The sequence below is a fragment of the Dethiosulfatarculus sandiegensis genome, assembly GCF_000931935.2.
Classification (GTDB): Bacteria; Desulfobacterota; Desulfarculia; order Desulfarculales; family Desulfarculaceae; genus Dethiosulfatarculus; species Dethiosulfatarculus sandiegensis.
In genome coordinates, this window is the sequence record NZ_AZAC01000010.1 from 1 (window position 1) to 15,483 (window position 15,483).

The following is a 15,483-nucleotide window of genomic DNA, read 5'->3' on the forward strand; positions in this document are numbered from 1 at the left end:
TGTCAGGAAGTTTAAGCCTTACTTTTATATCGAGCACCTGCCATTGTATGGTTGTACTAGCCATATGTTGCCTTTACCATGGAGCCGCCGATTCTTGCCAAGAAGCCTTCAGGGGAAATGCCACTTTGTTGATCAATCATTCTCCCAGCCACCACTCTTTTGATTCTTGTATTCTTCTTGCGCCCCAGCGCTCTTAACCAAGTCCGAAACCAGATAACTTGCCACCACCGGGGTCACCAAAGCGGCATCTGCCGTTTTCTTTATGCAAGCTCTACAGGGGAGTAGAGTTCCGTGTCTGTTTTTCTGCGGTGATGATTCCTTTCTCGAGCATGTCGTCAATGGCCCCGTTCACCAGGGCCAAATTTTCCTTGTCCAATTCATAATTCAGCCGAAAATATTCCATAATCTCGTTACGTATTTTGCCGTTGCACATCTCAAAGATTTCAAAAGCGGTTTCATTGAGGATATGCACCTCTTCTTCGGCTTTGTCATTGCGGCGATAAATCACATAGCCATCACCTGTGTCTTCGCCAATGTCACATTTATTTTGATAGAGTTTACTATCGTTGATCATGACGCTCCCTACTTGCCCATTAGGCGCAACAGACGCACTCCGCCATATAAAGACCGGGGCAAGCGCAAATTAGTGAAAAGAATATCCGCAGGCATGGGGGAAAATACTTTTTCCCCAAAAACCTGAGCCATTTGCCGCCGGTTTTGGCAAGAGGCCAATCGCACACGCAATGCTGTAAGTAGCGGCGCTTTTCCGGGGTCGGCCAAGAGGACTTGGTTTATAATAAAGCGGCAACTATTCTGGATCCGGTAGGTTCCACCTCCTGCATTTTGATATTGGTCACGCGCATCCGTCCCCAAAGTCTGAGCCAAAAGATTCAAGGCCAAAAAAAGGGCCTTTTCCACACGCAACTTCTGGGCCTGATCAATGGTGTAAAGCCAGTCCAGGTTGGGATTTGATTTTAGGAGAAAATGTATATCCATCAGATGCCTAAGCTTTTGCCAATAGTGCTGTGGGCCGTGGCAGGCCAGCATTAAAAGGCAATCTTCATCTGACAGGGTGTGGCAGGTGCGGCCCGCAATGCCGCACTCCACCTTGCGGGAAAAAAAAGGCTCTACATCACTAAACGGGCTAAAGGGGCCGGTTAGTGGTTTTATATGTAGATCCAGAACCAAGTCACCACGCAGCAGCGTAAAAACCCCTTTGCGCCTTTCAATCGGTTCCACTACTTCTCTTTTTTTCGGGAAATAATATGTAAAGCCATCAGATATTAATAGGCTTAGGGCAAAATCAACCTGTTCAGGCCGGACCAAAAGATCCAGGTCCGCATAAGAACGCAAATAGGCATTTTTGTAATGCCTGTTCGCCAGGGCGGGCCCCCTGAATACCAAGGTTTCAATCCCCCCCTGTTTCAAACAGTGCAATATAGCTTTGAGTTGTTTTTGTAACTTATCAATACGCGCCTGATGAGTCACCCTGGCTAACAAGCGATCATGGCCCGAAAAATCACCGGATATCGGAATGCCTTTTAGTTTATGACGCAAAAAGGGCTCAATGCCGTGAGCTTTGGCAAAAGCCACAAGACCGGAAATATCTGTCAAACAGGGCGAACCACCCTGGATAAAAGCGCGTATTTCACTAAGATAATTCATAAAAAACAACAAATTTAAAGGTTATAAGCTACCGCCACTTCCACCGACTCTACATTCTTCCTGCGGAAGGGTAAGGCAGAGTCCATACCGAAATCGTGGCTGATTGCGTTCAGGCCACTCTGCAAGCCAGCATACGAAGAGAGGAGGGCATCAAAGGTGCCATACATACCGATTGCTGGCGTGGTTATAATGGTTTGGTCAACTTGGGTTACCAAAAGCATTTTCGTGTCCACCATGGCCGTGTTAAGTTCGGTAGCTGGCGCGACCACAAAAACGGCCTTGAGTCCTTCTGTTCATTCGCTAAGGCGAGGCTCGAGAAACTTTATGGCATGAACCGGTACACATTTTATCTGTCCCTAAAGAAGTCGGAGTTCGGGTTCAATAACAGAAAGGAAAGCATCTATGCTATCCTTCTAAAACTCTTCGGGGAAACACCTCTGAACTGGGCAAACACCTTGATTTTATAGGAGGCAAAAACAGGGACGATAAGCCTTTCCCTCGACCTATAATCACGAGAAACACTGAACGGCTTTTTAGGTGGGATAACGTGCTTTTTGAAATGTCTTTCCGCTAGCTTTTTGGTGGTTGGTGCTTTCCGTGCCTTGCTCCTAGTGGTGGTGACATCTTCACCTTTATCACGCTTGGCAAGATACGACCTGGCTTCTTTGTGGCCCAAGTTAATTGGCAATCTACAGTAAGACCAAGTGAATAGTTTTATTTGCCTGACTTCAAGAGTTCTGCACTCACGGAAAAATACTTTCCGGTCTGTGGGCCTGATCCGTCCACTTAAGCCTGAACTTTCCGTATCCCACTTAACATATTCTTTACCCGTTGGCGCTAAGTTGTTTAAGAGCCTCTTGGTAAATCCTGGCATTTTCATCTCGTAACAGCCGGGAGGCTTTGTTTTATTTTCTGTTGACGAAAGGCCCGTGTAATATTGAAAAATTTTATAAGAGTGACTTCTTCTAACAGTTACTCTGAGGACCTTTATTGTTGGCTATCATTTAACAGTAACCCGTTTATTGTTCTGTACAATTTTTTTATCAACCCAGGAAAGCCTGATTTTGGATACCATATGGGTGCCAGATTACCCCAATTAGATGGAATCTTAACGTATTACTACAAAATTGCAAATCCTGTAAGTTCAATAAATACAGCTAGTAAATAAATCCGGGTAAGCTTGCGTAAATGGTCCTGGAAGAGCTTAAATCCTCAGGACTTAAATTTTTGCAAGTTTGAATTGTGCCCCAGACGACAAACTATTTATAAGTAGTTTAAAGTACTGCATTGTTGGGCGAGATTCCCCTCAGCTTGCAGCTTTTCTATAGAGGTTAGGAAGATTACCTTATAGCTTCTCTTCGTAAGTCGATAACCACATGAATTTGTTTAACATGCTTAGAAATAGAAGAAAGACTGTATTGTCAATTCGAAATATACAAAAACTTTACACTTTGCCTGTCAACTCTAATTTTTAAAAATAGTCAGGTTAAGGGTGTCGGATAGGTTGGATTCAATGTGAATTAAAAAATCCATGAATGGATTCATTAAAGGTAATCACACTATATTAGATTAAGTAACAGGCTTTTTGAAACAAAATTAAACCTCCTGATTTTACCTTAATATATTATATATTTTAAAACTTGTTATTAATGTGGTACGAGTTTTTTCCTTTGGCTTTATGCCCATATAACACTAGGCATGAATAGTCCACACATTTTATTGTGCCAATCCAGATAAGCCTAAGCGCTCTGCTTACCGGCTCAGCCCTTTATGGCGTAGCAAACCCTACGATTCAACCCCATATCAAAAGGCAACAAAACTTCCATGAATAGACAAGAGAAGAGGACTAAATTTTTTATCTGGTGATCTAAAGTAAAACCGATACGATGGGGGGAAAAGGCACAAAGAGCCATATATGTGAGCTCACAAAACTTTATAAAATATAATTTACCTGGGTGGGGTTCTGCTGCTATATCGATTTTGTGCTACCTGGAATTTTTAGTGGAGTACGGCACGCAATGGTCAGCCATCAGTTCGATAGCTCCCAAAGTGGGTTGCACCTGCGAGACCCTGCGGCGCTGGGTGAGGCAAGCCGAGCGTGATCAGGGTCTTCGCACCGGTACGACAACATCAGAGCGTGAAGAGCTCAAGCAACTGAAACGTGAGAACCGTGAGCTACGGCGGGCTAATGAGATACTGCGCCAAGCGTCGACGTTTTTCGCCCAGGCGGAGCTCGCCCGCCTACGGAAGTGATGGTTTCCTTTATCGACAATCAACGCCAGGCCCACGGGGTCGAGCCGATCTGCGCGATGCTGCCGATCGCCCCGCCGGTCTACTATGAGCACAAGGCCAGACAGGCCAATCTTAAGCGCCTGCCGAAAAAGGCCAAGCGGGATGCCTATCTGAGCGTTGAGATACGCCGGGTGTGGAATGATAACTTCCGGGTTTATGGAGCGCGCAAGGTATGGCGCCGGCTTCTTCGTGATGAAATAGAAGTGGCCGGTGCACGGTGGAGTAATGGGTCTGACCGGTGCAGTGAGGGGCAAGAAGGTTAGGACCACCACGCCGGAAGATGACGCTTTTTGTCCGACCGACTTGGTCCGGCGCAACTTAACGGCCGAGCGTCCCAATGAGCTGTGGATCGCCGATCTCACCTATGTTTCGATCTGGCTTGCCCTCGCCTACGTGGCCTTTATCATCGATTTATTTGCCCGCATGATAGTGGGCTGGTGGCTATCAAATTCGCTCAAAACAGACCTGCCCCTTAGCGCTGACAACGCCATGGCCGAATCGGTTATCGGCTTATACAAAACTGAAGTGATCAACAAACAAGGCCCCTGGAAGCATCGCCAGGCCGTGGAATTCGCCACTTTGGCTTGGGTGGATTGGCTCCAACAACCGGTGCTTGTTGGAGCCAATCGGAAATATCCCGCTTGCCGAGCTGGAACAGATGTATGATCAGGATAAACAGGGTCAGACCATGGTGGCCGAGACTCAAACAAAAACCTCTCCGGATTTCCCGGGGCGGTTCAGTATGAAACAACGCCTTGGTGCGGTTCCTATGAAAGGGATGGTGATTTTGTTGGTATAGCCTGGTTTGGATTCACTTTTGACATCTCCCCGGCATAGACAACAAACCTGATCAACACCTCCCTTTTTTTCCGTGACCAGAACTTCATCCGGAAGGTTGGATTTTTGCAGAACTTGTTGACTACGTCCCAAGCAGACTGCCCGGGCAATGGCTTTTCATGATAAAATCAGCGATTGACAAGGAGATGAATCCAATACTAACATCTATAGTAACTTGTTAAAATTACAAAATAATATCGTGAATTATTTCACGGAGCCATGATAGCCGCATCAAGAGCGATTCTTAATAATTTTTTTTTATAAAAGGAGTTCCACATGGAAGGAAATCACGAGCATAAACATCTTCATAATCATGAGCATTCCCATGTTCATGAGCATAAACATTCCCACGGGGAGGAGACACACACGCACCAACATACTCATACCCACGAGCATGAACACTCCCACGAACACAGCCACGCACATTCACACGGTGGTGCAAAAGAGATCCATGATCACGATCATACCGGTGAGCACGGCCCTCATGATCACGACCATCCTGCGCATTCTTCAGAAGTTCATGAGCATAACCATTAAAAATTAAGGAAGTTTCTCTAAATTTTTATTGGTTTAAAACCGGTGGTAAACCGGGAACTACAGGTGCGGCCTGATTAAGGTAACATCTATTGTTCACCGGCCTGGAAATAACAGGTCATGTCTCCGGCAATCCCGGGATTGTTTTACCCCAGATGGTAACAAGGAAACAAACAATAAATTACCTCGAAAAAACCTCTTAATATGGAAATCAATCATCCATCAAGACATACTGACAATGTGACTACTAACTATGCCAAATCGGGAAATGGCATATATTTTCATAAATCCTTTTTCAATTCGTACTTCCTCCGAAAAATCAACCGTACATCCGAAGAGTAACTTATTGATATAACAGCTATTATATAACAAGTACCAGTTTAATCCCCATTTTTAATATTTAAAATTAATAGTAATATACGTACCTGAAACTAATGATTTAATATTAAGAATTATTAGTAAATAATCTCATGATATTTTTTCAAACACCCAACTTTATTCCTATTTTTATTGCCATAACCAACCTCTCCAATTTATATTAAATATGCTTGTATATGCTTGCCCAATTCCACAACAAAAATAACTTCGAAAAAGGGCCTCTTCAGGTGAGGTCCATACAAAGGGAGGAACAAATGGGCAAAGAAAAAGACTTCCGGAAAAAAGCTCCGGGAAAGGCCTTTACCATTGTTGCCGTAGAAGAAGATGTCGCTCAAATGGCTAAAGGTGACAAGACCTGGAAGAAAAACGGACTCTTTACAATCCAGGAAGTAGAAGAAGAAGCGGCTTTAATGCCAAAAGGTGACAAGGATTGGGCAGAGCCTGCCATCTACCGGATACTGCCTGTCGATGTGGAAGAATCCGTAATGGCCAAAGGGGATCGCACCTGGAAAAAAGAAGCGGTTTTCCGCATAGTGCCGGCCGATAGCGAGGAATCGGTAATGGCCAAAGGGGATAAGGACTGGGCCACTGACGATGTCTATTGCATCATCCCGGTGGAAGAGGATGAGGCCATGATGGCCAAGGGTGATCGCACCTGGAAGAAAGAAGGAGTCTACAGCATTGAACCGGTGGAGTTGGGCCCGGATCAGATGGCCAAGGGAGACAAGGACTGGAAAAAATAGCCGGTGCCGTCTTTGCAACAAAATATAAAGCCGGCATATTCATTTTCCTTTGAATCCGGCTTTATAATCAGGCAAGAGCGTTCTTCCGGACTGCTCTTTGCCAGGGGCGGAACACCAGCCTGGGAGTTGGACCCCTATCACACGGATTTTCTGCGCCTTCTTTACCTGGGTGGAGGCTATGAACAAGCATGTTCAGCGGTAATGCAGCTCCACCGCCTGGAACATTTTGCACCACAAGTTGAGATCCTCACCCAAATCGGGGTCCTGACTCCCTGTAATCAAACAAAACAATTACCGAAACCTTTGTTTGCCGATCTTGTTGATCAAGTGCGAACTGGACGGATCAAGGCGCAGGGGTTTGAATGTCTGGCAGGCCCAAGCTCAATAACCTTGTATGTAACCATGAAATGCCAGCAAGACTGTGATTTCTGCTTTCTCACCCCAAACGTAAAGGCACTGCCCCAGAAAGTCGGTTTGGATGATTGGCTTTCGGTTATGGACCAAGCCGCGGACATGGGAATCCCCGGCCTGGCCATTTTAGGAGGAGAGCCAACCCTATACCCCGATATGCCGGAAATAATAAAAAAGGCCGGAGAATTAAAAATTCCCCTGGCCTTGACCACCAATGGACTTTTCATTCCCGAACCATTGCTCAAGGCCTTGGAGGAAAATCCCAATTCACTGATCTGCCTATCCCTGGAATCACCGAGAAAACACATTCATGAAAAAACCGTGGGGCAACCTGAGCATCTGGTTTTTGCCAATTTGAAAAAAATCGCTGCCAGAGGGATCAGGTTCAATGTGAACACAATTGGGCTGGGACAGCCTCTGGAAGACCTGAAGGAAATATACGATCTCTGCGCCGAACTGGGCGCAGAGGTCTGGTTTTTAAACCTGCTATATCGTAATGGACGATCAGACGTTAATTTCCCGGGCAACCTCTGGTATGCAGAGGTTGATAAAGCCCTGCGCCAATATGTTGCCGACCAGAACACATCCACATCATATCAGCTCTTTGGCTGCCAGCTTTATTGGACCTATACCGCCTCCCAATACCAGGCCAAAGTCCTTCCCACCAGATACAACAAACTGATATCCGGCTGTTCGGCCGGGGCCTATCCTTTGGAAATATTGCCCACCGGCGAAGTGCTTCCCTGCATCAATCTGCCTTACCCAAAATATGTAGCCGGTAATATAAAAGATAACAGCCTGGAGGATATTTGGTTCAACGCACCGGTTTTAAATAAAATTCGCCAAAAAACCAAGATTCCGGACCAGTGCCGGGGTTGCCATTTGGTCAAAATTTGTCAAGGCGGGTGTTTGGCCCGAAGAATCAAGCCGCATGATCCATTAGTGAATCTTCCAGACCGTCTCTGCCCGGTTTTGAATGAGGAGGACCTGGTGTCATGACTCAAAAAATTCCTTCTAAAAGGCGTTTGTTTCGCCTTATTACTCTGGGCTGCTCAAAAAACCAAGTCGATTCGGACAAACTCTGCACACTGTTAAAGGAAAACGGCTATAGCGCTGCAAAGGGATCCCAAAAACCGGATGTAATATTTTTAAACACCTGTTCTTTCACCCATGAGGCCCGGGAGGCTACTTATAAAAGAGTGGAAAACCTGGCCCGGCAATCTGAAAAACTGAATTGCTATTTTGTGCTCTTGGGCTGCCTGCCCAATTATCTGGACCATAATCAAATAAAGATGTCCCTGCCTGTCCATGCCCTGGTCACGACAGACTGCTACTTGCTCCTCCCGGAAATCTTGGAAAAGATGTTTACAAACCGGCCATTCAAGTCAAATCCTGCTCCAGAATCATTTGCCCGATTCCTCAAACTGAGCCCAACCGCCTCGTCTATAAACCAAAGTGCTTTTTTAAAACTCTCTGAGGGCTGCTCCAATAAATGCACTTTTTGCTCAATACCGCTCATTAGAGGACCTTTATACTCCCGCTCTGCCGAAGAGATAGTAAAAGAAGCTAAAATGTTAACAGAGTCAGGAGTATTGGAGCTGAACCTGATAGGACAGGAAATAACAGCCTATGGACAGGACCAGCCAAACCTGCCGGACCTGGCCGGGCTTTTGCGGCTTTTACTTAAAAACACCCAAGCAAAATGGATTCGCCTAAATTATTGTCATCCCACGAATTTTACAGAAGAACTCATAGATTTGACGGCAAGCGAACCAAGGATATGCCCTTATTTGGATCTGCCCCTGCAGCATATCAGTCAACAGATGCTTAAAGCCATGGCCAGAGGCTACAGCTCTGATCAGGTCTTCAGGCTGCTGGATAAGCTTTTCCGAAAAATCCCCAGACTACAGATAGTCAGCTCCTTTATTGTTGGCTTTCCGGGAGAGACCCAAAAACACTTTAATGAGTTGCTTGAGTTTATAGACCAGGGCTGGTTCCGGTATATAAATGTCTTTCCATTTTCACGGGAAACAGGAACCAGGGCGGAACTGTACCCAAACAACAATTCCAGCCGGGAGATAAAAGAGCGGCAAAGAATTCTCACCCAAGCCCAGCGCCAAGTATTCACCAAACAGGCGCTAAAATGGAAAAGTGAGTCAATTTCCGTAATTCTGGAAGGCCCTAACCGAGATTTCCGTTTTAAAGACTCCTATCCCCTGATGGGTCGCAGTTTGTGGGACGCACCGGAAGACGCCAGAGTTTTTCTGCGCACCAACTCCGAAAGCTTCCCCAAAGGCATAATAAAGGCCAAAATTGAAGGCAGGGACGGATACGACCTCCTGGCGGTTTCGTAAAGGATTGCAATGAAAGGATCACTTAAAATAGAGCGCTTATCCCTGAAAAGAGATCTTAACGGAATTGTAGAGCTCCACCGCAGTGAACTGTCGGATCAGAAAAGCCTGCCTAATGATAATGATCTCAAGGGCTGGTTCAACCTGGGCGGCCCCTGGCTGGCAAAGGAGCTGGCCCAAAGCTACCTAAAAACCATGCTTAAGTGCAATGCGGCCATATTGGTGGGATACTTGGAAGGCCGTTTGGTCGGAGAAATTGAGATCGAACCCATTGATGAAAAAAACGCTTATCTGGCCATAATCAATATTCACAACAGTCTCCAAGGCTCCGGACTGGGTAAAAACATGCTGCTTCATGCTTTTGCCTTTTTAAGGAAAAGGGGTTTTCTCAAGCTGATAACCATGCCGGAAAGTCACGCCCTGGGGTTTTACGCTAATTTGGGCTTTCAAAAAAACCTTACCAGATACGAGGTAAGTCAAGACAGCCAAGACGAAACCACCCATCAACTTTGGCAAGAAGAAAATAAAATACCTGGGGAAAATATCCTGAACCTTGGCAACAATCAGCCTCCCATACACCACCACAACCAATTTCACATGAGCTATCCCAAACTCATAGGCAAAAAAAGCGCCGCGCCCTTTATTTGGAAGAACCGCGATGCTCCTATATGGCTGGGTTTTTCAGGGGAAGACAAATCCAATCCGGCCTGGTCTTTTTTATGGGGAGAAGCGCCTTCAGACTGGGTCCGGCTGTTTAATGAGCGGGCCTTTCAAATGGGTTATCCGGGTTGGTTCAGTTTTTGCGGGGAAAAACATCTTGGCTCATTGTCGCCTGTGGATCAGGTGGAATGGTGGGAAAAAAGGCTTGATTAACTCTTTATCTCACTCAAGCTTTTTCAGAGCCAGGCTGGCCTTGATATTGCCCTGCCTTGCAGCCCGCTCATACCAGTAAACAGCCCTTTTTCGATCCAGGGGTGCGTAGTAATCGCCCAGCATGGCCTGGGCTCCGCTGTGACCCAGTTTGGCGGTTTTTTTAAGCCACATGATAGCCTTTTCCTTGCTTTTCTCCCCCGCCTTACCTTTGAGGTAAATATAGTAGAGCCTGAAGGCGGCCTTGGCCTGGCCTTTTTCGGCCGCTTTTTCATAATAAACTGACGCCCGGGCATAATCCGATTTTTGGCCGGGCTGGGGAAACTCAAGGCTGTGCCCTTTGTCATAGGCCGTTTCAGCCTCAGACCAGGGAGGCCTGGTCTGGGAACGACGGAAGCGCCAGTCATGCTCGCCGCCCAGTTTACCGCATCCCGGTGGTCCGGTTTTGTTGCGGTTAATCCCCGCACCCGTGGGGTCGGCTGAATAAATCACTGCCTGATGCCCCGGCTTGGGCTGGCCGTTATTCACCGAATGCCACGAAGCAGTGGCACTGTTCCTTATAATGGCCTTTACCTTGCCCCTGGCCACCTCCCGATAAAAATAGCCCTGTCTGGGCACCAATACGGACAACTCGTCACCAACCCTGGGCAGGCAAACAGGGTCTGATCTGGGGCATTTTGAACTATCAGGGCTTAAAGGAGGACCTTTGTGATCACAAGGCCCCCAGATAAGAATGGTGAGAGTCTCCGGGCCTGTGGCCGTTATATTGCCCAAAAGGGTTTCTGCCGACACCGGGTTTGCAATAAAAAAGAATGCAAAAATAAAAACAACTGACAACCCGGCTCTCAAACTGATTCCTGAGAGGTTTGAGGCATGCCTCCAGCCTGGGGCTTTAATAACCACTCAGACACCTTTCTCCCAAAAGGAACTTGGCAATTACCTGGTCTAATCAAGAGACTTCATAGTAAAGTATACACATAGAAAAAAATACTTTTCCACTGTACATATTATGGCTGCGCAAATAAGGGTGCACTTGGGAAGATATCCCTTTACACCAACCGACTGCTTTGTATCATCGGTTATTTTGATTCAGGTGAACTTGCCCTTTAAAGGCCCGTAATTCACCGAACCGGTTTGAGCCGTCACAGATTAACAGCTTATATTTAATTAAAAAACAACAAGTTGCGTTCTTTTTCCACCAAATGTTGATTAACCGTTTTTTCGGAAGGCGATCATGCTTAAGGAGTACTTGATCCTGACAATCAGTGTATTGATCACAGCGATATTAAGCTCTCTTATCCTTGCTTTTATTTTTTCCCCTCTGGCCGCCAAATTCCTTAAGCGGCCTTTTTCCTATAAACATTCCTGGCTGTATCTTGTTTTGCAGGACACCTTGGGCCACTGGCTCATGCTTTTGATTTATTTTATGTTGGGAGGCTACCGACCCGCCGTATCCCCAGTCCCCCAATTCTGGCTGGAAAACCTGGCCGCCATTTTATTCATTGGCCTGGCCTTAAATAAATCCTGGTTAAAAAATAAAGGAAGCATACCCAACTTAAAAGGCTTGGGGCTGGCAGCCTGGGGAACTTTTCTGATACTGGTCAAGGACGCCATCATGCTTGCCTGTTTCTACTGGTATATGACTCGACCTTAATAAGCTAAAAGGCGCTGCTCCCGGCTTGCTTGTAAAGACAAATGGGGCGTGTTAACCTTTTTGGAATGCACTGTGGTTTAGGCGAAAATTTCCGTGTCAAAAAGGAGTTAGCCTTCAATCAATGGATCAGGGCCTGGTTTTGGCGTCACCTTCCCCGGGCAAACGTTTTAAAGATCAGGGCCCAGGCAATTTGATTCATCCTTCTGAACACGGATTCTAAAACGACCGCCAAATTTTTTTTAAGGAAAGTTAGATTTTTATAGTGATGGAATGCCATGAATCTAACATCACGGCTTGACCACAACCCGCGCATATAGTAAATACACCAGGCAAATGGAGAGATGACCGAGTGGCCGAAGGTGCTCGCCTGCTAAGCGAGTGAGGGGTTAAAAGCTCCTCCGAGGGTTCGAATCCCTCTCTCTCCGCCAGATAAGCATATTAGACAGGGCCCGGGGCGATATTCCCCGAGCCCTGTTTTTTTGTATCACCAGCAGAAAAGAGCCGACTATGCTGTTCGCCCAGATCATAGCCTTTATCCTGGTCATGGTGGTCTTTGAGGCCTACACACCATCTCCTCCCACTCTTTCCTGGTTTGAGACCCTCTTCGCCTGCCTGCTGGCCGCTTTCTGGCTTTGGCTGGGAATCAAATTCGCCGGTCTTTTTTTCATCAAAAAGGTTCAGAGTGAAGGATACGCAAAAGACCCCGGCTCCCGGGCCCGGGCCTTTGTGGCCAAGGCCCATGCGGCCAGTGTTGCCTGTTTACTGTTCATGATCACTGCCCTGGACCTTAAAGCCCACCTGCTTCGGATACCCCACCTGGCCGAATCCGAGACCCTTTTGGGATTAAGCGCAGTGATTTTATTTTTCCTGCTTTCCCTGCTGGTCTGGGCCACGGTTTACCCGGTTGAAGAGCGTGTTTTAGGTCAAAGCCTTTCCCGCAAAAACTACATACTGGGCCAGGCCCGTTTTGTGGCTCCCGTGACCTTTCCCTGGTTCATGGTGGTGGTCTTAAGGGACCTTTTCAGTTTTTTGATTCCCCACGGCAGGGAACTTTTAAGCACCCAGGCCGGAGATATCGCCTTTTTATTGATTTTTCTTCTTATCATGGCCGCTTTTTTCCCGCCCTTGATCAGGGCGTGGTGGGGATGCCGCATCTGGCCCCAAGGCCCGGTTCGCGACTTGGCGGAAACGGTCTTGTCCCGGGCGGGTGTGAAGGTTTCAGCCATCCTTTCCTGGCCCATCTTAAACGGCCAACTGCTCACCGCCGGGGTGCTGGGGGTCTTTTCCAGGTTCCGTTATCTCCTGCTCACCCCTGCCCTAACCAGGGAGCTCACCCCCAGTGAACTGGCCGGGGTGGTGGCCCATGAGGCGGGCCATGTTCACCATAAACACCTGCAAAAATATCTTTTCTTTTTTATCGGCTATTTTGTGGCGGCCTATGCCCTGACCGAGCCCTTGAGCCTTTTGTTGCAGGGGGGCTTGTACATTCTTTCCGGATGGTCCTGGGGCGCTAACATGCTTAGCCAGGAAGGCCCGGGAACAGCAGCCATAAGCCTTTTCATGGCCCTGCCCCTTGTTATTTTGATGGTCGTCTACCTGCGCTATATCATGGGCTATTTCATGCGGAACTATGAACGCCAGGCTGATTTTTTCGCTCTTCGCTTCATGGGTGAGGCCGGGCCCTTGAGTCTGGCTCTGGAAAAGGTGGCCCTGCTCTCAGGCGATATCCGCCAAGCCCCTTCCTGGCACCATTTTTCCATTGCCCAAAGGGTGGAAGCCCTGGAAAGAGCGGAAGATGACCCGAAGGTCATAAAAATTCATGCCCGCAACCTGAAAAAATCCTTAAATATTTACTTAATCTGCCTGCTTTCACTGGCCGTATTGGGCTGGATTGCCCAAGGCATGGATCTTTCCCAGGGCTTAAGGCGGGCCACCATTGTCAGGCTGATGGAAAACCAGCTTGCCCAAACACCTTTGGACCCCAACCTTTCCATGACTTTGGGAATTATGAAATACGAATCCGGCCAGGAAGAAGAGGCCCTGCATTACCTGAGGCAAGCCGTGAGGCTGGCCCCCAGACACGCGGAAGCCTTAAACAGCCTGGCCTGGTTCTATGCCACAGCCAAGGATAAGGCTTTAAGAAATCCGGCCCAAGCCCTGGCCCTGGCCCAGCGAGCAGTGCAGATCGCTCCCCTGCCCCATATCTGGGACACCCTGGCGGAGGCCTTTTTTATAAACGGACGTCCCGATCTGGCCCTGAGTGCGGCCCGGGCGGCCCTGGCCGCAGGCCCCACCCAAAGGAAAGAATATTTCCTCAGCCAGATCAAACGCTTTGAGGAGGCGCTCAAAAACCGGAAACGCTAATAAAAAATCCCGGCGGCCTTTTATTGAAGGTCGCCGGGATTTGCTGGAAAACATCTTCAACCAACTGAAATTACTAATCTTATAATAGATCAATAATCAGCCGCTTATCATCTTATGGGTGAATCTATACCCCGCTGCCGTTTGCTCTCCTTTTTCGGCTTTGGCCGGTTCAGAAGCGTATCGAACCTTGAAAACCGGATCGATTTCCTCAGAGCCCCAGAAAACGATCAGCGATGATCATCAACTCTATTTCCCTGGCCCCTTCATATATCTCCAGAATCTTGGCATCCCGATAAAGGCGGCTGATATCGTATTCCGCCAGGTAGCCATACCCTCCATGCACCTGCAAGGCCTCGTCCACCACCTCCACCGCCGTGCGGGCTCCGTACCATTTGGCCATGGAGATAAGGGCGTGGTCCACCTTGCCCTTATCCACCTGACAGGCGGCCTTGTAATACAAATTCCTGGCCGCTTCTATTTTGGTCGCCATATTGGCTATCTTAAGCTTGATGGCTTGAAACGCGCCCAAGGGCTTGCCGAACTGCTCCCTGGTGCGGGCGTGTGTAACGGCCCTTTCCATGGCGCCTCGGGCCAAGCCCACTCCCTGGGCTGCCACATGCAGCCTGGTGCGGTTGAAAAACTCCATAAGTTGTTTAAATCCAGCGCCTTCTTCACCCACTAAATTTTCTTTGGGAACCCGCAGGTCTTTAAGGGCCAGTTCAGCGGTGTCGTTGGCCCGGATACCCATCTTGCCGGTCAGCTTGCTTGCCTCATACCCCGGTCTGTCCGTTTCCACACAGATAATGCTGTATCGCTTGTGGGGATTGGGATTCTCCGGGTCTGTCTGGCAGAAAATAAAGACAAAATCGGCAATAGTGCCATTGGTAGTGAACATTTTCTGCCCGTTTATCACATACTCGTCACCTTGTTTTTCCGCCCTGGTGGTGACCATGGTGACATCAGAACCTGCGCCGGGCTCGGTTATACCGAAACCACAGATAGCTTCACCCAGGGCCAAGGGGGTGAGCCATCTCTTTTTCTGTTCTTCGTTGCCAAATAAAAAAACCGTCTCCGCCCCAAAGGTGGTTGAGGTGCATTGCTGGCCACAACCGGGATCCACCGCCCAAAACTCCTCGTTGATAAGGGCGAACTCAAAAAAGCCGAATCCCGGCCCTTCGTATTCCTCCGGAATCCAGGTGCCCACAAAACCCAGCTCGCCGGCCATTTTCCAGAGCTCGCGGGAAAATTTCTCCTGGGCGTCCAGTTCTTCAGCCAGTTTACTAAACTCGCCTTTGGCAAACTCCCTGGCCGCTTTTATGATTTCCTTTTGCTCCCGGTCCAGCTCATAGTCCATTTTCGCCCCCTTTTAAGGTTTGGACGCTCA

The 15,483-nt window shown here is 47.9% G+C and carries 12 protein-coding genes, 1 tRNA gene, 2 pseudogenes and 1 other annotated feature; of the genes and pseudogenes, 10 read left to right on the forward strand and 5 right to left on the reverse strand.

Annotation, left to right across the window (positions count from 1 at the left end; all coding sequences use genetic code 11):
- Positions 1–271: 271 nt before the first annotated feature.
- Entirely contained in the window at positions 272–574 is a 303-nt protein-coding gene (locus X474_RS06685) for a PqqD family peptide modification chaperone (protein WP_044347688.1), read from the reverse strand.
- An 8-nt stretch (positions 575–582) separates the two neighbouring features.
- Complete coding sequence (locus X474_RS06690; RefSeq protein WP_197282005.1) at positions 583–1,614, reverse strand: nucleotidyltransferase domain-containing protein; 1,032 nt, start codon at positions 1,612–1,614, stop codon at positions 583–585.
- A gap of 137 nt (positions 1,615–1,751) precedes the next feature.
- Here X474_RS06690 and X474_RS27210 point away from each other — a divergent pair.
- Positions 1,752–2,132, forward strand: a pseudogene (locus X474_RS27210) (transposase); the annotation flags it as partial.
- Here X474_RS27210 and X474_RS26030 read toward each other — a convergent pair.
- Complete coding sequence (locus X474_RS26030; RefSeq protein ID WP_156360656.1) at positions 2,066–2,539, reverse strand: hypothetical protein; 474 nt, start codon at positions 2,537–2,539, stop codon at positions 2,066–2,068. The pseudogene X474_RS27210 and the gene X474_RS26030 sit on opposite strands and share 67 nt — an antisense overlap.
- Before the next feature lie 1,097 nt (positions 2,540–3,636).
- Here X474_RS26030 and X474_RS25510 point away from each other — a divergent pair.
- The 6 genes and pseudogenes from X474_RS25510 to X474_RS06735 form a co-directional block, all read left to right on the forward strand.
- Positions 3,637–4,654: pseudogene (locus X474_RS25510) on the forward strand (IS3 family transposase); the annotation flags it as partial.
- Positions 3,876–3,992: a sequence feature (AL1L pseudoknot), on the forward strand. (Overlaps the previous pseudogene by 117 nt.)
- Positions 4,655–5,107: 453 nt before the next feature.
- Positions 5,108–5,338, forward strand: coding sequence for a hypothetical protein (locus X474_RS26035; protein WP_156360657.1), 231 nt, complete (start codon positions 5,108–5,110; stop codon positions 5,336–5,338).
- A 622-nt stretch (positions 5,339–5,960) separates the two neighbouring features.
- Entirely contained in the window at positions 5,961–6,449 is a 489-nt protein-coding gene (locus tag X474_RS06720) for a hypothetical protein (protein WP_044347701.1), read from the forward strand.
- 12 nt (positions 6,450–6,461) lie between these two features.
- Positions 6,462–7,859, forward strand: coding sequence for a radical SAM/SPASM domain-containing protein (locus X474_RS06725; RefSeq protein ID WP_044347702.1), 1,398 nt, complete (start codon positions 6,462–6,464; stop codon positions 7,857–7,859).
- Positions 7,856–9,214 (forward strand): MiaB/RimO family radical SAM methylthiotransferase, encoded by a 1,359-nt coding sequence (locus tag X474_RS06730; RefSeq protein ID WP_044347703.1) that lies wholly within the window; start codon positions 7,856–7,858, stop codon positions 9,212–9,214. The genes X474_RS06725 and X474_RS06730 overlap by 4 nt, the downstream gene beginning before the upstream one ends.
- A 9-nt stretch (positions 9,215–9,223) precedes the next feature.
- Positions 9,224–10,084: a GNAT family N-acetyltransferase gene (locus tag X474_RS06735; RefSeq protein ID WP_044347704.1), complete on the forward strand. Its 861-nt coding sequence runs from the start codon at positions 9,224–9,226 to the stop codon at positions 10,082–10,084.
- A gap of 9 nt (positions 10,085–10,093) precedes the next feature.
- Here the strand turns inward: X474_RS06735 and X474_RS06740 are convergent, their stop codons facing one another.
- The gene (locus X474_RS06740; RefSeq protein ID WP_197282008.1) at positions 10,094–10,873 is read right to left on the reverse strand and encodes a tetratricopeptide repeat protein; all 780 of its coding nucleotides are present in this window, start codon (positions 10,871–10,873) and stop codon (positions 10,094–10,096) included.
- A gap of 442 nt (positions 10,874–11,315) precedes the next feature.
- Here X474_RS06740 and X474_RS06750 point away from each other — a divergent pair, with 442 nt between their 5' ends.
- The 3 genes from X474_RS06750 (at position 11,316) to X474_RS25515 (ending at position 14,099) form a co-directional block, all read left to right on the forward strand.
- Positions 11,316–11,735 (forward strand): hypothetical protein, encoded by a 420-nt coding sequence (locus X474_RS06750; RefSeq protein WP_044347707.1) that lies wholly within the window; start codon positions 11,316–11,318, stop codon positions 11,733–11,735.
- A 335-nt stretch (positions 11,736–12,070) separates the two neighbouring features.
- Positions 12,071–12,163: transfer RNA gene (locus X474_RS06755), tRNA-Ser, on the forward strand.
- 79 nt (positions 12,164–12,242) lie between these two features.
- Positions 12,243–14,099, forward strand: a complete 1,857-nt coding sequence (locus tag X474_RS25515) for a M48 family metallopeptidase (RefSeq protein ID WP_082464201.1) — start codon at positions 12,243–12,245, stop codon at positions 14,097–14,099.
- A 208-nt stretch (positions 14,100–14,307) separates the two neighbouring features.
- Here X474_RS25515 and X474_RS06760 read toward each other — a convergent pair whose 3' ends face one another.
- Positions 14,308–15,453, reverse strand: coding sequence for an acyl-CoA dehydrogenase family protein (locus X474_RS06760; protein WP_044347710.1), 1,146 nt, complete (start codon positions 15,451–15,453; stop codon positions 14,308–14,310).
- Positions 15,454–15,483: the final 30 nt, after the last annotated feature.